The following is a 22,952-nucleotide window of genomic DNA, read 5'->3' as shown; positions in this document are numbered from 1 at the left end:
CGAGGCGCACCCGGACAGCCAACAACGGCGGTCCCGCCGGAAGAGGGAAGGACGCTATGAACACCACCGCAACGCGCACCACGAAGCAGTCCATGACCACCCGGCTCGTCCGGCTGGCCGCAGGCGCCGCAGTCACGGTCGCCTTCATGACAACCGCCGCGCCGGCGATGGCGCAACTGCCGCCCGAACCGGGTGGTGGATCCATCGAGCGAACTCTGGACCCGACCCTGCCGGCCGCGACCACGCAGGCGGCACCTGCCGTCGATGCGAGTTCCGCCGCGCTCGGTGCCTTGGGCGGCATCGCGCTGGGTGGCATCGGGCTGGGGATCATGGTCGGCGTTCAGCGCCGCCGCGACCACTCCGCGGCGCATCCCGCCTGACCCCAGGCATCCGGCCGGGACCTGTCCCTCAGGTTCCGGCCGGAGCTGTAAGTGGTCGTGTTGCGCGCGCTCTGAGGGTTGTTAACCTTCCGCCTGTACATTCATCGGTCACCTGATGTTCATCTCTGGGGGGATCGATGTTTCTGCTGCGGCGCAGCCGTGCACGAACCACGCCAATTGGCGCCCTGCACCACGCGATCATGCGCTGGGGCGAGGCTGAGCGGACCAGCTCGCGGCTGGCTGTGCAGCGTTGGTTGGACGGCGTGGCGTACGTCGACGTGCAGGCGCGGACGTACGCGGAGTACTGGACGCAGCAGAACACCGCCGCACTGTCGACAGACGGACCGCTGTGGGTCGTCCTGGGTGACTCGACCGCACAGGGGCTGGGCGCGTCGTCACCACTGCACGGGTACGTCGGTCAGGTGCTGAACGCACTGCGCCGGAAGGGCACGCCGTGGCGGGTGCTGAACCTGTCCCGGTCCGGTGCGCAGACACGGCACGTGCTGGACGACCAGCTCCCACTGCTGGACGGACTGACGCCCGCACTGGTCACCTGTGGCATCGGCAGCAACGACATCCTCGCTACCCCACCGAAGCGGTTCCGCGACCACCTCAGTCAGGTGATCGACGGACTCCCCTCGTCGTCGGTCGTGATGGACCTGACCGTTCCAGACCGGCTCTGGCGGATCGGTGGCGCTGTCAGCCCGTACGTCGCCGGTATCAACCAGCTGATCAGCAACACGGCCACGTCCCGCGGGCTGCCGGTTGCGGAGGTCTCCCGGTACGCGCGTCCGCCGTGGCGCGGCATGCTCGCCCAGGATGCGTTCCACCCGAACAACCTCGGCTACCGCCGCCACGCCGACGCCCTGCTCGCCGCACTCCCCGCTGGCGTACTCAAGCCCTGAGCAACCGCTCCAAACGCTGCAGCGTCTTGGCACTCTCCTGCCGGACGCGGATCGGCACGATCGCGGCCCGGCCCGGCACGCGAATGCCACCGGTCAGAGCCACGCGAGTACCGCCGCCCGGCTCAGCCGCGACGGCCATGCCGATGATCAGGAACCGGCTCTGCAGCCAGCACCACCCCGGCCGGAACTGACCCGTCAGCCGCGCACGTTGGCCGCGTCGGCCCTTCGCCAGCACGACGACCCGGTCGCCGTCGCGTTCGAGCACAGTTGCCGAGACGAGGTCGGCCTGAATCTCGGCGAAGATCGTCAGGTCGGCCAGCATCGCCTTCACCTGATCGGGTTCAGCCGTCAGGACGCGTTCGGTGACCGCGGCGCCCGGTACGCCGGCGGCGAGGGCGCGGAACCGCTCGACATCCGTCAGCTCTGTCTCTGGCCAGTCCGTCATGATCTCCACGCCTTCCGAAAACTCGCCCGGGCCCGGTGCAGCCTCGACTTCGCCGTACCGGGTGGGACGTCGAGTACGGCGGCGGCTGCCTGTTCGTCCAGTCCTTCGAGATCCCGCAGTACCAGGACTGCGCGGTGCTCCGGCGACAGTCGCCGCAGCACATCCTGTACGTCGACCAGCAGTTGCGGATCGTCCGCGGCCGGCAGCTCCGCGAGCTCGGCCGGCTGCTGTCGCTGCCCGCGGCGCGCGACCCGGACCGCCTCACGGACGGCGATCGCCCGGGCCCAGCCGAACAGTGCGGCCGGGTTCTCCAAGCCGTGCAGTCCGCGGAAGATCGCGATCAGCGCTTCCTGCGCCGCATCGGGTCCGTCGCCGAGGGCGATCGGTCCGCAGATCTTTCCGACGTACGGCGTGAGGCCGTCGAGCAGCTCGTTCATCGCCACGGTGTCACCCCGTTGCGCCGCCCGGACCAGACGCTCCTCGATCATCTGAGGCTGCGTCATTTTAGATAGGCTGACAGCAGCGGCGTGACCCGATCCGCGCAGTCGACGGTGAGTGCGTGCCCGCAGTCCGGAAGCACCCGCACGGTTGCGTTCGGCAACAACTTCCCGAACCGCGCGGCCTGGGCGACCGGCAGCACGGTGTCGCGGTCGCCCCACAGCACCAGCGTGGGTTGCCCCGTCGACGGAAGTGCCTTCTCGGTGACGCTCCAGTCGAGGCCGCGCTCGAGCGCGTACATGGATCGCACGTTGTCACGATACGTTCCGGGAATCCACATCGAGTCGACGAGCTGCGGGGTCACCAGCTCCTGGTGTGCGAACAGGCCGCGGACCGCCGACTCGACCATGCTGCGGTTCGCCGCCAACTTGGCGAGAGCCTCGCCGACGAGTGGCTGCTTGAGGATCTCCCAGCTCCAGACGTCCGGCTCGTCCAGACCGGACGGGGCGAGCAGTACGAGCTTGCTGACCCGGTCCGGGTGTCGCTGCGCGTAGGCGAGCCCCCAGCCGCCGCTCCATGAGTTCCCGCCGAGCGCGACTCGCGGGAGGTGCAGGGCGTCGAGGAACTGGCCAAGTGCTGTGGTCATGCCGTTGAGGTCGAAGGTGAACCGTTCGTCGTGCAGACGGGTCTCCCCTTGTCCTGGCAGGTCGACCGCGTAGACGGCGTGGTCGCGGGCCAGGTCGGCCAACTCGGCGTTCCAGGCTGAGGCCGGCGCTGCGCCGGGCGACAGGAGGACGACCGGTGAGCCGGTGCCGCGTTGCAGGTAGTGGATGCGCGCCAGCGGCGTGTCGACGTACCTGGAGTCAACTGACGCGGCGGGGTGCGGCCGCTCGGCCGGCTGGTAGACGTACGCAATCAATGCGAGCACTGTCACGACGGCAACTGGGCCTGCGACCAGGGCTGCCTTCAGCCGGCGCACTCGCAGCATCTTGAGGTCGGCGACGCACAGTGCGATGCAAATCGGTGTGTAGACAAGCAGGTTGAGCCAGTAAAAGGCCGGAGTGGTACCGACGCCGGTGATCCAGACCAGCCCGGCGGCCGCACGTGCCGCCAGACCAGCCGCCAGCACGCCGACCACCAGCCTGCTCAGCTTCCAGCGCTCGCTCGTCAGAATCGCGACCGCCAGCAAGACGTGCAACAACGCCAGCGGCAGCACAACGCGCGGCGCGAAGCTCGCCTGCCCACCCAGCACCGCCATCGACAGACTGCGCTCATCCGCCGCCGGCCACGTCGTTCCCGTCGCCCACCAGACATGCAACCCAGCCAGCACGCCGTGCACCCCAGCCACGATCCGTCGCATAACTCCTCCTCCTCAACTCAGACACCCGGAAGAGGACGGACCTCAGACTGACGTTCCCTGGAGTGACCCGGCTCACAGAAACTCGGTGGCGGATACTACGGATTCGGATAATCTGGATCCGTGGCAAATGACGAGTCGATGTTGGTGTTGCTGCAGCGGGCGACGCACGTGACGCTGCAGGTGCTGGGGACGGAGCTGGCCGATCTGACAGCTTCTGAGATGAACGTACTGGCGAACCTCGCGGACGGGCAGCCGCGGACGGTGTCCGAGATCGGGGTCGCCGCCGGGGTGCGGCCGACGACGCTGACCGGCGTACTCGATCGCCTTGCGGACAGGGCGTTGCTGGCCAGGGCGCCGCGCGCCCGCGACCGGCGGGCGGTCGAGATCTCGCTGACCGAGGCCGGCGCCCGGAAAGCGGCTCGGGTGACGAAGGCGTTCGCGGCGTTGGAGTCGCGGGCGCTGGACGGCGTACCGCAGACCGCGATCGCACAAGCCCGGCGAGTGCTGACCGCGTTGGCGGCATCATGAGCGAGTTCGACGAGTTGATGGGTGAAGTGATGTCGACCGCCTCGCGGTTTGGACATCGGGAGCACCTGCGGTTGACGTGGCTTGCGGTGCAGCGGTGTGGGACGGCCGGGGCGGTGGATGTGATCAGTGATGGGATCCAGCGGACGGCGCGGTACGCCGGGGCGCCGCAGAAGTACAACGCCACCGTGAGCAGGGCTTGGGTCGAGCTGACGGCGTACCACATGAGCGAGGTGCCAGGTGAGGCCTTCGATGACCTGGTGCAACGCAACCCCGGGCTGCTCGACAAGCGGCTGCTGACCCGCTTCTACAGCTCACGAACGCTGGCGTCGGCGGAGGCGCGCATCGGGTGGGTAGAACCGGATCTGAAGCTGTTCCCGGTGTGACAACCCCACTCCCGCCGCGAGCGAAGCGAGCGGTGGGCCTTTACCTTGCCCTTGGGGCAGAGGGTTTGATGGTCTGGTGTTGACGATCAGTGAGTTCGGGCGACGCACCGGGCTCTCACACAAGGCATTGCGGCTGTACGACGTGTCGGGACTACTCCCCCCGGCTCAAGTGGACCCGGCCAACGGCTACCGGTTCTACGACGAAGAGCAACTCGAGCGCGCCCGCCGGATCAGCGTGCTGCGACAGCTCGACATGCCGCTGACCAAGATCGCCGAAGTACTCGCGGGATCGGACGAGGAAGCCCTGATCCGGCTGGACCGCTGGTGGGCGGCCGAAGAGGCGACCACCGCGTCCCGGCGCTCGACCCTCCAGTACTTACGCGACCGCCTGAGCCGAACCGGCACCCCCGGACTATCACCCCGGCCAGTGCTGATCCGCGACGTACCAGCGACGAAGATCGCGACGATCCGCGCCGACACCGATCAGCAGTCCCTGATCGGGGTAATCGTGTCGTCGACCTACGAGATCAGCGCCTATCTGCGAGCCGCAGGCGCGACGCTGACCGGGGAGTCGTGGGTGATCTACCACGGCGCCGTGACCCCGGAGGCCGAGGCGACCGTCGAGGTGTGCATGCCGTTCGACGGGCTGGTGGATCCGTCCGGGCCGATCACGATCCGGGTCGAGCCGGCCCACCGCGAGGCGTACTGCACCATCACGATGGACGAGTGCGTCTTCCCGCGGATCATGCTCGCCTACGACCTCGTCATCGACTGGGTCCGCGCGGCCGGACTACCCGAGGCCGGTCCACCGCGCGAGGTCTACCTGCCCGACTGCCAGTCGATCCCGCGTGACCAGCCGGCCGTCGACATTGCCCTGCCCATTGTTGAGAGGAACGCGTGATGGACTACATGACTCAGAGCCGGTTCAGCGATCCCGGCGTACACGCGCAGCTGTTCGACGCACTGCCGGACGACCTGCCCGGAATCGGGGCGGTGGTTCGCAACCTGTTGATCCACTACCGCGGCGGCGGCATCGAGTTCACCGGCGAGCGGCTGGCCGAGATCGATCATCGGTGGGTGGCGGCGATGCTCACCACGGACCAGAAGCGCAACGGTACGGCGCTCGCCGTGCCGCGCGAGCCGGTCGATCGGATCGTCGGGTGCTGCCGGGACTACACGCTGATGTTCGTCTCCGCCCTGCGCCACAAGGGGATCCCGGCCCGCAGCCGGATCGGGTTCGCGGACTACTTCGCGGCCGGGTACAACCACGATCACGTCGTCGCGGAGTACTGGAACGGGGATCGGTGGGTGATGATCGACGCGCAGCTCGATCCGGCCGAGGACCGCCCGTTCGACGTACAGGATCTCCCCCGCGGGCCGTTCCGCTCGGCCGCCGAGGTCTGGCTCGGCATCCGGGCCGGCGAACTCGATCCCGACGTCTTCGGGGTCGATCCCGGGACGCCGATCGGCGGCGCGTGGTTCGTCCGGAACTACGTCCACCTCCAGCTCGCCCACCTGAACGGCGACGAACTGCTGCTCTGGGACAACTGGGGCGCGATGTCCGCGTCCCTGGACGACGCGGACGTCGACCTCACCGACCAGATCGCCCGCCTGATGGTTGCCTCCGACAACGGAGACGAGACGGCGACGAAGGAGGTCAACGACCTCTACCGCACCAACCCCGACCTGACCTTCGCCAGCCGCTCCTACATCACCTCCCCCACCGGCGCCCCCTTCGCCTGGATCGAGGTCTAGTCCGCGAAGCCGTGGCGGAGGGCGTTGAAGAGGTGCTCGACGCGGGCCCGATGGTCGTCTGCCACGGTGTCCGACGGGTCGCCGGCGGTGATTCGCCGGGCGGTTTCGACCAGGACCGTGGTGTAACCGGCGATGAAGAAGGCCGCGAGTAGCGACGCGTCGCCGGCGAAGACCGGGTCCTGGTCGAGCTCGTCAGTAAGGGTCTGCTGGAGCTCGGAGGCGATCTCGCGCGCCCGCGAGATCAGCGCGGGTGACGCCGCGACAGTCTGGTAGAAGGGGATCGATCCGTCCTTGATCCCGGAGAGCGCATGACGGGCATCGACGAGGCCGAGTGTCGCCGTACGCAGAGACGTCAGTACGTCGACGTCCGCGGCGCGATCGCGCACCGCCGAGCGCAGCAGGTCGGTGGCGTCGTCGGTCCGGTCCAGGAGGAGGTCCTCCTTGCGCGGGAAGTGCTTGAAGACCGTCACGCTCGAGACCCCGGCCTCCCGGGCGACCTCGGCGACCGTGACGGTGTCGAATCCGCGCTCCTGGAACAACTGGGTCGCGACGTTCGAGATCCGCTGACGGGTCTGCGGTCCGCCGCGGGCTCCGGTTCTAGGCATCTGACCCCACTCTCTTGTGTCACTAAGTTTAGTCACTTAACCTAGTGACATGTCCTCCGATCAGACAACTGTCATAGCAGCTCACTCGCCCCGATCCTTGCGGGAGGCGTGGGTGGCGCTGGCCGGACTGTCCGCGGTGTTCCTGTTCGAGATGCTGGACAACTCGATCCTGAACGTCGCCCTGCCCACCATCGGCCGCGAACTGCATGCCTCGACCACCGCGCTGCAGTGGGTGACGGGCGCGTACGCCGTCGTGTTCGGCGGACTGATGCTGGCCTTCGGCGCGATCGCCGACCGGTTCGGCCGGCGGCGGATCATGCTGATCGGACTCGTTCTGCTCGGCGTCGCGAGCCTCGCGACCGCCTTCGTCTCCAACGTGGAGCAGCTCATCGCCGTCCGGGTCGCGATGGGCGTCGCGGCCGCGATGACCACACCGGGATCGCTGGCACTGTCGTTCCGGCTGTTCGAGGGCGACGGTCTCCGGGTCCGCGCGACCACGCTCATCTCGACCGTGGGCCTGGTCGGGCTCGCAGTCGGCCCGACCGCGGGCGGCTTCGTGCTCGCGATCGCACCTTGGCAGGTCCTGCTCCTGGTGAACGTGCCGGTCGCCGTACTCGCGATCATAGGAGTCCGACTCGGCATCGCGTCCGACGTCCCGGCCGAACTGCACCGCGATCCGATAGATATCGCGGGCGCATTGCTGGGTACAGCGACGATCGTGCTCGCGCTGGTCGCCCCCACGCTGTTCGTCAACGAGGGCATGGAATCGTGGGCTCCGTGGGCGACCACGGCAGCGGCTCTAGTGGGGGCGATTCTCTTCTTCTTACGCGAGCGTTCGGCCCGGTACCCGCTGCTTGATCCCAAGCTCGTCGCCCACCCGCTGGTTTCCAGCGGCCTGGCATTCAAGGCCGCGGCCGGGCTCGCGACCGCCGGCCTCGGCTATCTGGTGACGCTGCAACTGCAGCTCGACTGGGGATGGACGCCGGCGCTCGCCGCGATCGGGATGCTGCCGCAGGTCGTCGTACTCGTCGCGGGCGGTGCGTTGATCGGTCCATTCGTACGACGGGTCGGCCTCGGCCGAGCCGCCTGGATGAGCGCCGCGTCAGTCGTCGCCGGGCTCGCCGTCTACGCGGTGCTCGGCAGGTTCGGGTACGTCGCCGTTGCGGTCGCTCTCGTACTCGTGGCGGCCGGGATGCGCGTGGTCGGTGTCGTTGCCGGGGTCAATGTACTGCGTGGTCTGCCGAAGAACCGGACCACGATCGGAGCGGCCCTGATCGACACCGCCAGCGAGGTCACCACCGGCGCCGGGATCGCAGTCACCGGCACGATTCTCGCCGTACTCTTCACCGGCCCGATCGCCACACCGAACTGGAGCGGGCATCAGACCGCGGAGTTCCACCAGGCAGTCACCGTTGCCGGCCTGACCCTCACCGCTTTCGCGGCGGCACTCGTTGCCTACGGCATCATCCGGACCAGAACGCAGACCGACCCGCCTGCTGATACAGGCGGGTCGGATGAGGCGTCACTCGCCCGGGTCGGTGTCGGGGACGACCGGAGCGTCGGCGAGCAGTAGGTAGAGGGAGCGGCGGGCTTCGGCCAGGATCTTGGCGGCCGCGGCGCGCTGCTGCTCCGAACCACTGCGGGCGACCTGTCGAGTCGCTGAGTGCAGCTCCTCGAGCAGTCCACGCAGGTCGGTGGCGGCTTCGGCGTTGGCGAATCCGGCGAACGGGTCGACGGACGTCTCGCGACGGCTCTCGACGTACTCGCGGCCGGAGTCGGACAGCGTGACGAGCTTGCGGCCGGCTTCCGCGGTCACGGTGACCAGGCCCTCGTCCTCGAGCTGGTTGATGGTCGGGTAGATCGCGCCGGGGCTGGGGGTCCAGCGTCCGCCGCTACGGTCGGCGATGGCCTGCATCAGCTGGTAGCCGTGCATCGGCTCCTCGGCGAGCAGCATCAGGACGGCCGTTCGGACATCACCGCGCGGGGCACGACCGCGGCCTGGGCCACGACGCGATCCACGCTCGGAGCCACGTTCAGGGCCTCGCCCACCGCGTCCGCGGTGCATCGGCATGTCTTCTCCCATTCGCGGTCCACCGCGACGGGGGTGGTGGCCGCGTCGGCGGCCTCGGGGTTCATCTGGGGTGTTCATAATATCCTCCTAGATATTGTTGATGACACTAACGATATATCGTTACCGTCATGAACGCAACCCCGGTGGGCACAAAAAACCGCGAACCCCGCCTAGTGAGGTAGGCGGGGTTCGCGGTGCCGAAGGTACGGAGGGTCAGAACTCCGAACCGGCGGGAAGATCCGGCGTCGACGGGTCGTCCGGATCGGACGGTCCGGCGGCCAGGCCGAGCTCGGCCACGCTGGCCAGGCCGACGTGGTTCGGGACGACGCGGACGGTGTAGCCGAACGGTCCGGTCCGGTCGAGCTTCAGCTCGCCGTCGTACCGGTGCCGGTTGCCCTCGAACGTCTCGGCCAGCGACAGAGTGGTCCGGACCGGGTCGGTGATCTCGTCGTTGGTGTCGACCCGGCCGTGCAGGACCTCGACGCAGATGTCGGTCGGGACCAGATCGCCGAGCGCCGCGAACGCGCGGATCCCGACCGTCGTCCCGAGCTGCGGTACGTCGCCAAGCCCCTGCAGCTCCACATGGTCGACGCGGATCTGCGGCCAGGCCGCGACGACCTTCCGCTTCCAGGCGGCCAGCTCGCGAGCGCCGTCGTACGTCGAATTCAGCGACCGCGAGGACTTCGCCGCGGGAACGTACAGCTGCTCGACGTAGTCCCGAACCATCCGGGTGGCGAGCACCTTCGGGCCGAGCTCCTTGATCGTGTGCCGGAGCATCTCGATCCAGCGACCGGGCACCTCACCGTCGTAGAAGCGCGGTGCGACCTGCTTCTCGATGATGTCGTACAGCGCGTGCGCCTCGAGGTCGTCACGCCGCTCGGTGTCCTCGATCCCCTCCGCGGACGGGATCGCCCAACCGAACTCGTCGTCGTACCACTCGTCCCACCAGCCGTCGCGGATGGACAGGTTCAGCGCGCCGTTCAGCGCTGCCTTCATCCCCGACGTACCGCATGCCTCGTAGGGACGCAGCGGGTTGTTCAGCCAGACGTCGCAGCCCGGGTACATCGGCTGCGCGAGCGCGATGTCGTAGTCGGGCACGAACACGATCCGGTGCCGCACCTCCGGGTCGTCGGCGAAGCGAACCATCTCCTGGATCAGCTTCTTGCCGCCCTCGTCGTGCGGGTGCGCCTTGCCGGCGATGACGATCTGGACCGGACGCTGCGGGTGCAGCAGCAGCGACTTCAGCCGCTCCGGGTCGCGCAGCATCAGCGTCAGCCGCTTGTACGACGGAACCCGCCGGGCGAAGCCCATCGTCAGTACGTCCGGGTCGAGGATCGAGTCGACCCAGCCGAGCTCGGCCTCGCTGGCGCCACGGTTGATCCAGGACTGCCGGACCCGGGCCCGGGTGTCGTCGATGAACCGCTGCCGCAGCAGCCGCTTGGTCTCCCAGATCTGCGCGTCGGTGGACTTGTCCAGCCCCTCGAACACGGAGTCGCTGTCGGCCGTGTAGTTCGCGTAGGTGAGGTCGTGGACCTCGCGCGCGACCCAGGTCGGCGCGTGCACGCCGTTGGTGATCGACGTGATCGGCACGTCGACGGAGTCGAAGCTCGGCCACAGCCCGGCGAACATCCCGCGGCTGACCACACCGTGCAGCTTGGACACACCGTTGGCGCGCTGCGCCAGCCGCAGACCCATGATCGCCATGTTGAACAGCGCCGGGTCGCCGCCTTCGAAGTCCTCGGCGCCGAGCTCGAGGATGCGGTCGACCGGAACCTCCGGGCCGAACACGTCCGGCGAGAAGTGCTGCTGGATCAGCTCGACCGGGAACCGGTCGATACCGGCCGGCACCGGGGTGTGGGTGGTGAACACGGTGCCACCACGGTTGACCTCGAGCGCGGTGTCGAAGTCGAGGTCCTTGTCGGCGGCCAGCTCGCGGATCCGCTCGATGCCGAGGAAGCCGGCGTGGCCCTCGTTGGTGTGGAACACCTCGGGCGCGGAGTGCCCGGTGATCCGGCAGTACGTGCGGACCGCGCGGACACCGCCGACGCCGAGCAGCAGCTCCTGAAGCAGGCGGTGCTCGGTCGAACCGCCGTACAGCCGGTCGGTTACCTCGCGCTCGGACGGCTCGTTCTCTTCGATGTCGGAGTCGAGCATCAGCAGCGGCACCCGGCCGACCTGGGCCACCCAGATCTGCGCGTGCAGCTCACGGTTGCCGGGCAGGGTCAGCGTCACGGTCGCGGGGGCGTCACCATCCCGGAGCAGGCTGATCGGCAGCCCGTCCGGGTCCACCAGGGGGTAACGCTCCTGCTGCCAGCCCTCACGGTTCAGCGACTGGGCGAAGTACCCGTGGCGGTACAGCAGACCGACACCGATCAGCGGTACGCCGAGGTCGCTGGCCGCCTTCAGGTGATCACCGGCGAGGATGCCGAGACCACCGGAGTACTGCGGAAGCACGTGGGTGATGCCGAACTCCGGGGAGAAGTAGGCCACCGCGCTGAGCGGCGAACCGGCGTCGCTCTGGAACCACCGGTCTTCGGTCACGTAGCTGTCGAGGTCGGCTACTGCCAGTTCCAGCCTGCGCAGGAACGTATGGTCGTTGGCCAGCTCGTCGAGCCGGGCCGCCGGGACCTCTCCGAGCAGCTTGACCGGGTCACCGCCGGTGCTCCGCCACAGCTGCGGGTCCACGGCCTCGAAGACGTCCTGCGTCTCGGGATGCCAGGCCCAGCGGAGATTGTTCACCAGGGTGCCCAGGCCGGTCAGCGGCTCGGGGAGAACAGGGCGGACGGAGAATCGTCGTATCGCTCGCACCGGGACACCGTACAAGCCCAGAGCCAGCACGGCACCCTCGGCATGTGTCGATCTTGCAACGCGAGCAAGATTTTGCAGCGGTGCATGTCACAGGCAAGGACCGGGAACCCATAACATCAGTCCTGTAGTTCCCGCCGTCGTTACCCAACCCGCCGGATCCTCAATCCGAAAGTGCAGGTTCGTCTACGCCATGACTGGGCGCATCCCGATCACCGACGTCACCCCGACCGTCGACGCCGGCGCGTATCCGGCCAAGTCCGCGGTCGGCGAGACGTTCACCATCGCGGCCACGGTCTTCCGGGAAGGTCATGACGCGGTGAACGCGAACGTCGTACTGACCTCGCCGTCGGGACAGACCAGACGGATGCTGATGGCACCGGTCGGTCAGGGCAGCGACCGGTGGACCGTCGACGTCACCCTGCAGGAGCAGGGCGCGTGGACGTTCGCAGTCGAGGGCTGGAGCGACCCGTACGGGACCTGGCGGCACAACGCCGAGATCAAGGTGCCGGCCGGCATCGACGTCGACCTGATGTTCGCCGAGGGCGCCGCGTTCTTCGACCGGGCGGCGGCCGGCGTACCGCCCGCAGTACGTGCGGACCGCGGCACGCTGAGCGACGCCGCGCACGCCTTGGCGAACGGCGCGTTGCCGCCGGAAGCCCGGCTGGCCGCGGGCATCTCCCCGCAGGTACGCGCGGCGCTCGGTCGCTACCCGGTGCGCGAGCTGATCACGTCGTCCGAGACCTACCCGGTGTGGGTCGACCGGACCCGCGCGCTGTACGGCAGCTGGTACGAATTCTTCCCGCGCTCCGAGGGCGCGAAGTACGACGAAGCAACCGGCGAGTGGAAGTCCGGCACCTTCCGGACCGCGGCGAAGCGGCTCGAAGCCGTCGCGAAGATGGGCTTCGACATCCTCTACGTGCCGCCGATCCACCCGATCGGTCACTCGTTCCGCAAGGGCCCGAACAACACCCTCGACCCGAAGCCGGGCGACCCGGGCTCGACCTGGGCGATCGGCTCCGAGGACGGCGGCCACGACGCGATCCACCCCGAGCTCGGCACCTTCGAGGACTTCGAGTACTTCGTCGGCCGGGCCCGCGAGGTCGGCCTGGAGGTCGCGATCGACCTGGCCCTGCAGGCCTCGCCGGACCACCCGTGGGTGAAGGACCACCCGAAGTGGTTCAGCAAGCGCGCCGACGGCTCGATCGCGTACGCCGAGAACCCGCCGAAGAAGTACCAGGACATCTACCCGATCAACTTCGACGACGACCCCGAAGGCATCTACGCCGAAGTACTGCGGATCGTCCGGCTGTGGATCTCCAAGGGCGTGACGGTGTTCCGGGTCGACAACCCGCACACCAAGCCGGTCAACTTCTGGGAGTACCTGCTCGGCGAGATCCGCAAGACCGACCCGGACGTACTGTTCCTGTCCGAGGCGTTCACCCGGCGTCCGATGATGCAGGAGCTGGCCAAGGTCGGGTTCCACCAGTCCTATACCTACTTCACCTGGCGCAACGAGAAGTGGGAGCTCGAGGAGTACCTCGAGGAGCTGACCAAGGAGACCGGCCACTTCCTCCGGCCGAACTTCTTCGTCAACACCCCGGACATCCTGACCGCGTACCTGCAGTACGGTGGTCCGGGCGCGTTCAAGATCCGGGCCGCGATCGCGTCGACGTCGTCACCGGCCTGGGGCGTGTACGCCGGGTACGAGCTGTACGAGCACGTCGCGCTGCGACCGGGCTCCGAGGAGTACCTGGACACCGAGAAGTTCCAGCTCCGCCCCCGAGACTGGGAAGCCGCCGAGGCAGAGGGTCGCTCACTGGCGCCGTACCTGACGCTCCTGAACAACATCCGCCGCCGGCACCCCGCCCTCCAGCAACTGCGCAACCTCAGCCTGCACTCGGTCGAGGACGAAGCGATCATGTGCTACTCCAAGCGCACAACCGCCCCCGACGGCCACACCGACACCGTCATCGTCGTCGTCAACACCGACCCACACTCGGTCCGCGAGTCAATGGTCCACCTAGACATGGCTGCCCTCGGCATGCGCCCCGAAGACACCTTCACCGTGTACGACGAAATCACGGGCGCAACGTGGCGCTGGGGCCAACAAAACTACATAAAACTAGACCCCAACACCGAACCAGCCCACATCCTCGCCGTCCGCCGAGGCCAAGCCTAAAAAGCGAAACCGCGTCGCGAGCAGCCGGCCTTCTAGCTGCCGCTACCGCGGCGGTCTGCGGGCTGCCGCCCGCCAGTGCGCGCTACCGCGCGGGCGACTACACCTGTCTCACGCCGTGCCGTGCTGAGTGAACTGGCTCGTGATCGATGCGGCCGGCACCTCGCGACCGGCGGCAACCACATTCGAGCTACCTCGCACGAGGCCACTCGGCGCAGGACGTTTCGCTACGCACCGATGCGGTATAGGACAGTCAGGCGAGGAGTTGGGGTCGAGGTGGACCCGCTGTGCCGACCTCGGTCAGCGCAGCGCCTGATTGTGCGGGCAAGGCGTGTTCCACCCAGTTGCGTCGCAACGAGGCGAGGTTTGACTCAACATGACTGCTGATACCCCGGTGACCGCGTTCATTCTGATCACAGTGCCTGCAAAGAAGTCGGGCGACCTCGTGCGCATCCTGATGGATGAGTTCTCCGAGTTCGTCACGGAAGCCGCAGCTGTTTACGGAGAGGCGGATGTCATTGCAAAGGTCGAGGCTCCCTCCGTGCAGAAACTACATGAGCTTGTCATGGAGAGTATCCAGAATCTGGCAAATGTAAGTGTGACGCGGACGTTCATCATCATTCCAAGTCTGCACAAGACCAAATAGCCGACATGAACGATGCTTTGATCGCTGCGGTCAGCGCAATCGGTGGAGCAACCGTTGCGGCGTCTGCCACTGTCATCGTCGCGCTGTACCAGCGCCTGAGTCAGCTCCGCAGCGAGCACCAACTGCGCGCATTCGAGCAACATCTTGCGGACTACGAGCGGATCTTCGTGACTGCACGTTCAGTTCAAGACGCCTTGCACGACTACATCGCGATCGAGAGCAAGGTCGTGGACAGGTCTGACCCGTTCCTGCGCCAGATACTCTCGATCTTGTCGACGGCTGCGCACGACTTCAACACTGCAGTGGATTGGCGTCACAACCCGGCGATGGTGTATCTCGATGTGCGCTCGGAGAATCTGTGTCTGCACGCGCGCACTCTGCTGATCTCCTGGTTGTCGGTTCAGCGCATCTCCACCGGGGACGTCGCATTTGTGAGAAGGGGCAATGACGTACGCCGGATTCTCGCGAGCGAGGTCAGGGGGCTGACTGTCGGCGCTTACGACGAGTTGATCGTCGAGAGTCGGCGGACCGTGGAGTCGCACCCGTCCGATCGGCGGCTTGGCGCCCAGATAGACAAGGCCCTCACCAGAGTGATCCTGGATCTCAAGAAGATTCTGGCGTACTGACCCCGTCGATCCAGACCGTGCCGACCGACCACCGCACTCAACACGGCGCCACAATCGCCTGACGGTTTCCCTCATCCCGTTCACTGATCGCCCCGGTCAACTTCTCGGCGCCCGCGAGGAGCGGACTGTGGTGAAAGGGACTGTGGTTCTGCCGGCAGCTCGACAGTACATATACGTCTGCTGCCTCAGGCCGTACGCCTGTCCACTGCGTCCATCACGACGCAGTGGGCCTATACGTACTGTCGAGCTGCAGACGGCTGGACCGCTTTGCGGAACATCCCTGTCACCACGAGCAAACTTTCTTCCGGAAACAGGCTGGCCATCAAGTCGTCTCGACTCGCCTCGCTCAACCGACCGTCTCAGGGGTCAACCCCTCAGATTGTCGGTTGCGCAGCCAGAATCCGCTTCCGCAACCGGCCAGCTCGGGGGTTGACCCCTGAGATGGCCTCGGGAGAGCGGACGGTCGGTTGGGTCGGGCGCGGGTGGCGGCCTGCCTCTCGCGGTGGGCCTAGAGCGGGACGGTTTCTGGGTATTTGAGGCCTGTGCCGGTGTTGAGGGCTACTACTTGTTCGCCGGCTTGGATCCAGCCGGACTCTCGCAGGGTGCGGATGGCGGCGAAGTTGGCGGCTCCTTCGGGGCAGATGAAGGTGCCTTCCAGGCGGGCGGCCAGGTGTTGTTCGGCGAGGATGTCTTCGTCGTCGACGGCGACTGCACAGCCGCCGGTTTCCGCGATCGCTTGCAGGACGAGGAAATCGCCCAACGCCTTCGGGACAGTGATGCCGAAGGCAACAGTTTGCGCGTCGACCCAGGGCTCGCTTTCCGGCAGACCCTTCTCCCATGCGCGGACGATCGGTGCGCAGCCGGTGGACTGTACGGCGACCAACCGCGGCAGCGGGCCGTCGATCCAGCCGAGCTCGCGCAGTTCGGTCAGTGCCTTCCAGATGCCGATGATGCCGACCCCACCGCCGGTCGGGTAGACGATCACGTCGGGCAGTTGCCAATCGAGCTGTTCGGCGATCTCCAGCCCCATCGTCTTCTTGCCCTCGATCCGGTACGGCTCCTTCAGCGTCGACGCATCGAAGTACCCGGGCTGTTCCCGGACGTACGCCGCCGCGTCGCCGATCAGCCCGTCGATCAACTGCAGTCGCGCACCGACCACAGTCACCTCACGCCGGCAGATCTCCGGTGCCGCGATCGGCATCGCGATCAACGCCTCCATCCCGGCACGAGCGGCGTACGCGGCCCATGCGGACCCGGCGTTCCCGTTCGTCGGCATCGCGATCTTGCGGACCCCGACCTCGTACGCGCGTGACACCCCGACCGCAGCACCACGGGCCTTGAACGTCCCGGTCGGGATGAGCCCCTCGTCCTTCATCAGCAGGCGGTCGACTCCGAGCTCAGCGCCGTACCGAGGCAGCGGCAGTAGCGGGGTCATCCCCTCCCCCAGCGTCACCACGTTCTCGGGCGAGCGGACCGGCAGCAGTTCGTGATAGCGCCACAGGTTCGGATCGCGGCCGGCCAGTTCGTCCTTGGTCAGCGTCACCGCGGGTACGTCGTACCGCGCGAGCAACGGCGATCCGCAGGGGCAGAGGCCGATGATCTGGTCGGCGTCGTGGGTGGTTCCACAACGAGGGCACTCGAGATGACTCAGCGCAGAGAAGGTCACACCGGAAGAAACTACCCCGCACGCAGATCGGTGATCATCGGGCGTTGGTGATCGGTGAGACGGAACCCGATGCCGCGGACGGCGTCGATGGTGACCGTCGTACCCAGCTCGTCGAGCTTGCGGCGCAGGCGCTTCACCACCGAGTGCACGTCGGCAGTGCCGCGAACATCCCGGTCCGGCCAGACGGTCTGGTGCAGAGCGTCGTACGACCAGACACGCAACGGCAACGACATCAGCCGGGTGAGCAGGTCGTGCTCGAGCTCGGTCAGCTGGATCTCGTGACCTCGCCAGCGGGCGACCGGCTGGGATCGGTTCTTGGCTCGGTCGATGGTCAGTACGTCGGCGTCCGGTTCGTCTCCTGGGGCATCGGCCGCGGTCGAGTCGACCGCGACAGGCGCCGGAGGTTCGGGGTGACCGGGAGCGGCCGGCGGGGGTTGCTGGGCGGGAACGAGCAGCTTGCGCAGTTCGTCGAGACTGGAGACCAGCAGCAACGGAGCGACGTCGTCGACGAGCTCGGCCAACCGGACACGCTGCTCAGCAGAAGCCGCGACCGCTATCAGTAGCGGGAACGGCTCCGAGGTCAGATCGACGTCCGGGGCGGACGGGACACGGGCGGTGACCATCCGGTCACGATGTCAACATCTGCCTCGGATCGTCAACGGAATGCCAACGTTTGCCTACGTTGCTTCGATTGGCGCGACAGCTAGTCACGTGTTGCTCACCAGGTGTGCTTGTTACCACGTTGTTCTGACACATAAGGTCCACGTCAGGCTTGCGTTGTCACATGCCGCAGCCTGGGGGGCACGCAGAGTGCTTGGGGGCCCTCCTGCAGCAAATGACTCGGGGGAGTCGACTCGGGGTCGTTCCAAGTGAGGGGCTGCAGAGATGTCACATCAACCACGAAGGGGACTCGCCAGATCCGTGGTGAGTGCCCTGGCGGCGATGGCTGTCGTCGCGTCCGGGATGGCCGCCGCCGGCCAGGCCCAGGCGTCGCCACCCACCAAGCCGGAATCAACGCCAACGCCCGCTGCCAAGATCAAGCCGGAGCTGCTGAAGCAGCTGGACGGCAAGGACGCCAAGGCCGCCACGGACTACTGGGTCCGGTTCGGCGCGAAGGCAGACCTGACCGCTGCCAGCAGGATCACGAACTGGAATGAGCGCGGCACGGCAGTGGCCGCCGCGCTGAAGAAGGCCGCCGCGGACAGCCAGGCGACGATCCGCGCCGAGCTGGACGCGCAGCACGTGAAGTACGAGGCGTTCTGGGGTACGAACGCGATCCGCATCGAGAGCGGCTCGCTCGCGCTGGCCCAGAACCTTGCCACCCACAACGAGGTCGAGGGTCTCTACGCGCCGACCCAGATCGAGGTGCCGAAGGTCACCCCGGGCCAGCAGGAGAAGGCGGTCCAGGCGGTCGAGTGGGGCGTCGCCAACATCAAGGCGGACCAGGTCTGGTCGCAGTACGGCGACAAGGGCGAGGGCATCACCGTCGCGAGCATCGACACCGGGGTGCAGTACGACCACCCGGCGCTGGTGAAGCAGTACCGCGGCAACAACGGTGACGGCACCTTCAACCACAACTACAACTGGTTCGACGCGGCCGGCACCTCGCCGAACGCACCGTCCGACGGCAACGGCCACGGCACTCACACGATGGGCACCATGGTCGGCGACGACGGCGCGGGCAACCAGGTGGGTGTCGCCCCGGGCGTGAAGTGGATCGCCGCGAACGGCTGCTGCCCGAGCGACGCCGCGCTGATCTCGTCCGGCCAGTGGATGCTCGAGCCGACCGACCTCGCCGGGCAGAACCCGGACGCGAGCAAGCGGCCGAACGTCATCAACAACTCGTGGGGCTCGACGCTGCCGTCGAACGACCCGTTCATGGAGGACATCACCCTGGCCTGGACCGCGTCCGGGATCTTCGGTGCGTTCGCCAACGGCAACAGCGGTGAGAGCGGCTGCAACACCTCCGGCTCTCCGGGCAGCCTGACGAGTAACTACTCGGCCGGCGCCTACGACATCAACAACAACATCGCGTCGTTCTCCGGTCGCGGTGTCGGCCAGGACGGCACGATCAAGCCGAACATCTCGGCCCCGGGCGTCAACGTCCGCTCCAGCCTGCCGGGCAACACCTACGGCAGCTTCAGCGGTACGTCGATGGCCACACCACACCTCGCGGCCACGATCGCACTGCTCTGGTCGGCCTCGCCAACGCTCAAGGGTGACGTCAACGCCACCCGGGCGCTGCTGAACCAGACCGCGATCGACACCCCGAACAGCGAGTGCGGCGGTACGCCGGAGAACAACAACTCCTTCGGTCAGGGCCGACTGGACGCGCTGGCACTGCTGAATGCCGCACCGATCGGCGACACCGGCACGCTCGCCGGTACGGTCACCGCCGCCACCGGTGGTGCCGCACTCGCCGGCGCCAGCGTGACGGTGCACCAGGACGGTCAGGCCGACAAGGTCCTGACCACCAGCAGCAACGGCACGTTCTCGTCCGTACTGCCGGCTGGTGACTACGCCCTCACGGTCGCGTCCTTCGGGTACAAGACCGCTACGGCGACGGCCACCATCACCACTGGTCAGACCACCACCAAGGACTTCGCCCTGGAGAGCACTCCGCAGGTGAGCGTCGGTGGCACCGTCACGGACGGCTCCGGCCACGGCTGGCCGCTGTACGCGAAGGTGTCGGTCGAGGGTCCGGGTGGCGTGTTCGACTACACGACCCCGAGCAACGGCCGTTACAGCCTGAAGGTCCCGTCCGGTGCGGCGTACTCGCTCAAGGTCGAGGCGAAGTACCCGGGCTACCAGACCGTCAGCCAGCCGATCACGGTCGGCAGCGGCAACCTGACCAAGAACATCGCGGTACCGGTCAGCTCTGACGCCTGCACCACCGCGCCCGGCTACAAGTACGGCTCGGACGGCGTCTACGAGACGTTCGACTCCGGTGCCGCGCCGAGCGGCTGGACCGTCGCCGACAACAAGGGCAACGGCCAGGTCTGGCAGTTCAACGACCCGGGCAACCGGGGCAACCTGTCCGGCGGCAGCGGCAAGTTCGCGATCGTCGACAGCGACCACTACGGCGGCGCCGGCTCGCAGGACACGTCGCTGGTCAGCCCGGTCGTCGACCTGAGCGCGGTCACCGCTCCGGTGATCCGGTTCAACGAGGACCTGAACTACCTCAGCGGCGAGAAGGCCGATGTCGACCTGTCGATCGACGGCGGCACCACCTGGACCAACGTGCTGGCCCAGGCCGCGGACGCCCGCGGAGTCAAGGAGATCGCGATCCCGCAGGCGGCCGGCAAGTCCGCCGTACAGGTCCGGTTCCACTACTACGACGCGTCGTTCGAATGGTGGTGGGAGGTCGACAGCGTGCTGATCGGCAGCCAGATCACCTGTGAGCCGACCGGCGGCGGTCTCGTCGTCGGCAACATCAACGACGCCAACACCGGCGGTTTCCTGAACGGCGCGGTCGTCACTCGTGACGGCAGCACCGAGTCCGGGACCACCATGGCGACGCCCGAGGACACCGGTCTGAACGACGGGTTCTACTGGCTGTACTCGTCGGCGGACGGCGACCAGAGCTTCACCGCCAAGGCCGGCAACTACACCAGCGTGACCGCGACCGTCCCGGTCGAGGCCGACTGGACCACCACGGCCGACTACACGCTCAAGGCCGGTCAGCTGGCCGTCACGCCGGGCGCCATCACCGGCAACCTGAAGCTGCCGACCGGCACCGTGACCAAGTCGTTCAAGGTCACCAACACCGGCGGCGCGGACGTCGACGTGAAGTTCGGTGAGAAGGACAGCGGGTTCGTCCTCGAGAACGCGAACGGCACCAAGACGACCAAGGCACAGGTGGAGACCGGGGCCGGCGCGCCGCTGCAGCGGATCGCCGTCAGCACCTCGTTCGCCCGGATGCTGTCGGGCAAGACCGGCACCGCGCCGGTCGCCGCGAAGCCGCAGGCGGCTCCGTGGACCGACATCGCCGACTACCCGGCGACCGTGATGGACAACCGGGTGGTCAGCCTCGACGGCAAGACGTACTCGCTCGGCGGTGGCAACGGTAGTGCGTCGACTGCCAACAGCTACGTGTACGACCCGGCGTCGATGGCCTGGACGGCGATCGCACCGCTGCCGGGTGCTCGCAACGCCGTCACGGTCGGTGTCGTGGGTGGCAAGATCATCGCCAGCTCCGGTTGGGCCGATGCCGGTCCGGACCCGGCGACCTGGTCGTACGACCCGGCTGCCAACGCCTGGACCGCCGTGGCGGACAACCCGGCACCTCGGGCCGCGGCCGGTCAGGCTGTCGCTGACGGCAAGCTGTACGCCATCGGCGGCTGCACGACCGCCAACTGCACGCCGATGAGCAACACGGTGGTCCGGTACGACCCGGGCGCCAACGCGTGGCAGACGCTGGCGAACTACCCGCAGTCGGTCGCGTTCGCGTCCTGCGGCGCCATCGACGGCAAGGTGTACTGCGCCGGCGGTAACGATGGCGTGAACTCGCTGAAGTCGGCGTACGTCTACGACCCGGGAGCCGACTCCTGGACCGCGATCGCGGACGCTCCGGCCGACCACTGGGCGGCGTCGTACGCCGTTGCCGGCGGAAAGCTGCTGATCGTCGGCGGTGTCCAGGCCGGTGCCGTCACCAACGCCGGGTTCTCGTACGACCCGTCGTCGGACAGCTGGACCGCACTGCCGAACGCCAACCTGCCGCGGTACCGCGGTGGTGCGGCGTGTGGCTTCTACAAGGTCGGTGGTTCGTCGGGTGGCTTCACCGCTACCGCGGACAGCGAGGCCCTGCCGGGTCTCGAGGACTGCACCGAGTCGTCGGCGGACGTGAGCTGGATGTCGCTCGACAAGACCGAGGCCACCCTGGCCCCGGGACAGTCGACGACGGTCAAGGTCACGCTCACCGCGAACGTCGACCAGCCCGGCGCGTACAGCGGCGCCGTGACGATCGGCGAGAACACCCCCTACACGGTCGCACCGGTCGGCGTGACGATGAACGTCACCCCGCCGAGCACGTGGAGCAAGCTGCTGGGCACCGTCACGGGCGTCAGCTCGTCCGGCGCCACCGCCGCCCTCCCGGGCGCGACCGTCGAGGTGGACTCGTGGGCGCAGTCGTACACCTTCATCACCGACAAGGACGGTAAGTACGCCTACTGGCTCGACCGTCGCAACAACCCGCTCACCCTGATCGCCGCCAAGGACGGCTATAAGCCCCAAACCCGCACCACGAAGCTGGTCGCCGGTACGCCGGTCACCGAAAACTTCGCCCTGAAGTCGATCAAGTAGTCACGCGATAGCCAGGCCGGCCCTCGTCCTTCGGGACGGGGGCCGGTCCCGTTCTGTTCGCGGTGAGCGCGGCGCGGACGGCGAGGGCGTCGGAGAGGGCTGCGGGGTCGTGGGTGCGGATGTAGGTCGCGCCCTGATCAGCTGCGGTGAGCTCCGCCGCGAGGGTCGCCGGCCCGATGCCGGCGAGGCTGGTGCCGGTGATCGCCCGCAGAAAGGACTTCCGCGAAGGTGAGACCAGCACCGGCAGGCCGTAGCGCGCCTTCAACCGCCCGAGCTCTCCGAGCACGGCTACCGACGGTTCCGGCGTACTGCCGAGGAAGTAGCCGAGGCCGGGGTCGAGGATCAAGCGGTCGCGCGCGATACCCGCTGCCTCGAGGTCCGCGATCCGCTGGTCGAAGAAGTCCTCGATGGACGACCAGATCGACCGCGGATCCGTCCACACCCGAGTCGCCGGGCCGTGCCGCTGTATCGAGTGCATCACCACCAGCTGACACCTGAGCCCGGCCAGTTCGCCGTACCGGCGCGGATCTGGGAAGCCCTGGATGTCGTTCAGGTACGACGCACCCCGCGCCGCCGCGAACCGCTGGGTCTCGGGGTGATAGGAATCCACACCCCACGGGATCCCCTCCAGCGCGTGGATCACCCCGGTCAGCCGCTCGATCTCCTCCCCCGGCGACACCTTCTCCGCATCCGGATGACTCGACGCCGGCCCGAGTTCGACCACATCCGCACCCGCCGCGCGCAACTCCTTCGCGTGCGCGATCGCGTCCCCGGGCGACAGATACCGTCCCCCATCGGAGAACGAATCCCTTGTGACGTTGACGATCCCCACCAACCGCGGTCGCACCATGCCGGGCCT

At 67.6% G+C, this 22,952-nt stretch carries 21 protein-coding genes; 11 read left to right on the top strand and 10 right to left on the bottom strand.

Annotation, left to right across the window (positions count from 1 at the left end; translation table 11 throughout):
• The first annotated feature begins 56 nt into the window (after window positions 1-56).
• Window positions 57-380, top strand: a complete 324-nt coding sequence (locus EV650_RS38700; RefSeq protein ID WP_134124207.1) for a hypothetical protein — start codon at window positions 57-59, stop codon at window positions 378-380.
• 137 nt (window positions 381-517) lie between these two features.
• Window positions 518-1,285: an SGNH/GDSL hydrolase family protein gene (locus EV650_RS38695; protein ID WP_134124206.1), complete on the top strand. Its 768-nt coding sequence runs from the start codon at window positions 518-520 to the stop codon at window positions 1,283-1,285.
• Here the strand turns inward: EV650_RS38695 and EV650_RS38690 are convergent.
• Genes EV650_RS38690 through EV650_RS38680 form a run of 3 tightly spaced genes read right to left on the bottom strand, consistent with a single transcriptional unit; the run spans window position 1,275 to window position 3,528 of the window.
• A complete protein-coding gene (locus EV650_RS38690) occupies window positions 1,275-1,730 on the bottom strand; it encodes a hypothetical protein (protein WP_134124205.1) in 456 nt (151 codons plus the stop codon). The genes EV650_RS38695 and EV650_RS38690 overlap by 11 nt on opposite strands.
• Entirely contained in the window at window positions 1,727-2,233 is a 507-nt protein-coding gene (locus EV650_RS38685; protein ID WP_202875316.1) for an RNA polymerase sigma factor, read from the bottom strand. The genes EV650_RS38690 and EV650_RS38685 overlap by 4 nt, the downstream gene beginning before the upstream one ends.
• Window positions 2,230-3,528, bottom strand: a complete 1,299-nt coding sequence (locus EV650_RS38680; RefSeq protein ID WP_134124204.1) for an alpha/beta fold hydrolase — start codon at window positions 3,526-3,528, stop codon at window positions 2,230-2,232. The genes EV650_RS38685 and EV650_RS38680 overlap by 4 nt, the downstream gene beginning before the upstream one ends.
• 120 nt (window positions 3,529-3,648) lie before the next feature.
• On the opposite strand from EV650_RS38680, the gene EV650_RS38675 reads away from it, so the two are divergent.
• The 4 genes from EV650_RS38675 (at window position 3,649) to EV650_RS38660 (ending at window position 6,194) form a co-directional block, all read left to right on the top strand.
• Window positions 3,649-4,056 (top strand): MarR family winged helix-turn-helix transcriptional regulator, encoded by a 408-nt coding sequence (locus EV650_RS38675; protein ID WP_202875314.1) that lies wholly within the window; start codon window positions 3,649-3,651, stop codon window positions 4,054-4,056.
• Window positions 4,053-4,439, top strand: coding sequence for a hypothetical protein (locus EV650_RS38670; protein WP_202875312.1), 387 nt, complete (start codon window positions 4,053-4,055; stop codon window positions 4,437-4,439). The genes EV650_RS38675 and EV650_RS38670 overlap by 4 nt, the downstream gene beginning before the upstream one ends.
• Window positions 4,440-4,515: 76 nt before the next feature.
• Window positions 4,516-5,340: a MerR family transcriptional regulator gene (locus EV650_RS38665; protein ID WP_238174758.1), complete on the top strand. Its 825-nt coding sequence runs from the start codon at window positions 4,516-4,518 to the stop codon at window positions 5,338-5,340.
• Entirely contained in the window at window positions 5,340-6,194 is an 855-nt protein-coding gene (locus EV650_RS38660; RefSeq protein ID WP_134124202.1) for a transglutaminase-like domain-containing protein, read from the top strand. The genes EV650_RS38665 and EV650_RS38660 overlap by 1 nt, the downstream gene beginning before the upstream one ends.
• Here EV650_RS38660 and EV650_RS38655 read toward each other — a convergent pair.
• Window positions 6,191-6,799: a TetR/AcrR family transcriptional regulator gene (locus tag EV650_RS38655; protein ID WP_134124201.1), complete on the bottom strand. Its 609-nt coding sequence runs from the start codon at window positions 6,797-6,799 to the stop codon at window positions 6,191-6,193. The two genes, EV650_RS38660 and EV650_RS38655, sit on opposite strands and share 4 nt — an antisense overlap.
• A 49-nt stretch (window positions 6,800-6,848) precedes the next feature.
• Between EV650_RS38655 and EV650_RS38650 the strand changes: the two genes are divergently transcribed.
• Window positions 6,849-8,372: an MFS transporter gene (locus tag EV650_RS38650; RefSeq protein ID WP_134124200.1), complete on the top strand. Its 1,524-nt coding sequence runs from the start codon at window positions 6,849-6,851 to the stop codon at window positions 8,370-8,372.
• On the opposite strand, the gene EV650_RS38645 is transcribed toward EV650_RS38650, so the two are convergent.
• The 3 genes from EV650_RS38645 to glgP form a co-directional block, all read right to left on the bottom strand.
• A complete protein-coding gene (locus EV650_RS38645; protein WP_202875310.1) occupies window positions 8,322-8,753 on the bottom strand; it encodes a PadR family transcriptional regulator in 432 nt (143 codons plus the stop codon). The genes EV650_RS38650 and EV650_RS38645 overlap by 51 nt on opposite strands.
• A complete protein-coding gene (locus EV650_RS40820; protein WP_202875309.1) occupies window positions 8,753-8,935 on the bottom strand; it encodes a hypothetical protein in 183 nt (60 codons plus the stop codon). Before EV650_RS40820 ends, EV650_RS38645 begins: the two co-directional genes overlap by 1 nt.
• Window positions 8,936-9,083: 148 nt before the next feature.
• Complete coding sequence (gene glgP, locus EV650_RS38640; protein ID WP_134124198.1) at window positions 9,084-11,678, bottom strand: alpha-glucan family phosphorylase; 2,595 nt, start codon at window positions 11,676-11,678, stop codon at window positions 9,084-9,086.
• A gap of 190 nt (window positions 11,679-11,868) precedes the next feature.
• Here glgP and EV650_RS38635 point away from each other — a divergent pair, with 190 nt between their 5' ends.
• The 3 genes from EV650_RS38635 (at window position 11,869) to EV650_RS38625 (ending at window position 15,126) form a co-directional block, all read left to right on the top strand.
• A complete protein-coding gene (locus EV650_RS38635) occupies window positions 11,869-13,857 on the top strand; it encodes a maltotransferase domain-containing protein (RefSeq protein WP_134124197.1) in 1,989 nt (662 codons plus the stop codon).
• A 373-nt stretch (window positions 13,858-14,230) separates the two neighbouring features.
• A complete protein-coding gene (locus EV650_RS38630; protein ID WP_134124196.1) occupies window positions 14,231-14,500 on the top strand; it encodes an Lrp/AsnC ligand binding domain-containing protein in 270 nt (89 codons plus the stop codon).
• A 17-nt stretch (window positions 14,501-14,517) separates the two neighbouring features.
• Window positions 14,518-15,126: a hypothetical protein gene (locus EV650_RS38625; RefSeq protein ID WP_134124195.1), complete on the top strand. Its 609-nt coding sequence runs from the start codon at window positions 14,518-14,520 to the stop codon at window positions 15,124-15,126.
• Window positions 15,127-15,634: 508 nt separating this feature from the next.
• Here the strand turns inward: EV650_RS38625 and EV650_RS38620 are convergent.
• Complete coding sequence (locus tag EV650_RS38620; protein WP_134124194.1) at window positions 15,635-16,792, bottom strand: threonine synthase; 1,158 nt, start codon at window positions 16,790-16,792, stop codon at window positions 15,635-15,637.
• Between the two features lie 11 nt (window positions 16,793-16,803).
• The gene (locus EV650_RS38615; RefSeq protein WP_134124193.1) at window positions 16,804-17,415 is read right to left on the bottom strand and encodes a winged helix-turn-helix domain-containing protein; all 612 of its coding nucleotides are present in this window, start codon (window positions 17,413-17,415) and stop codon (window positions 16,804-16,806) included.
• 319 nt (window positions 17,416-17,734) lie between these two features.
• On the opposite strand from EV650_RS38615, the gene EV650_RS38610 reads away from it, so the two are divergent.
• Window positions 17,735-22,093 (top strand): S8 family serine peptidase, encoded by a 4,359-nt coding sequence (locus EV650_RS38610; RefSeq protein WP_238174757.1) that lies wholly within the window; start codon window positions 17,735-17,737, stop codon window positions 22,091-22,093.
• Here EV650_RS38610 and folP read toward each other — a convergent pair.
• On the bottom strand, window positions 22,086-22,943 hold the full coding sequence (folP, locus tag EV650_RS38605) for a dihydropteroate synthase (RefSeq protein ID WP_134124191.1): 858 nt from the start codon (window positions 22,941-22,943) through the stop codon (window positions 22,086-22,088). The two genes, EV650_RS38610 and folP, sit on opposite strands and share 8 nt — an antisense overlap.
• Window positions 22,944-22,952 lie beyond the last annotated feature (9 nt).

The sequence above is a fragment of the Kribbella kalugense genome (assembly GCF_004365875.1).
In the GTDB taxonomy this organism is placed as follows: domain Bacteria; phylum Actinomycetota; class Actinomycetes; order Propionibacteriales; family Kribbellaceae; genus Kribbella; species Kribbella kalugense.
Note: the sequence above shows the minus strand (reverse complement) of the source record. Positions and strands in the feature narration are given on the sequence as shown.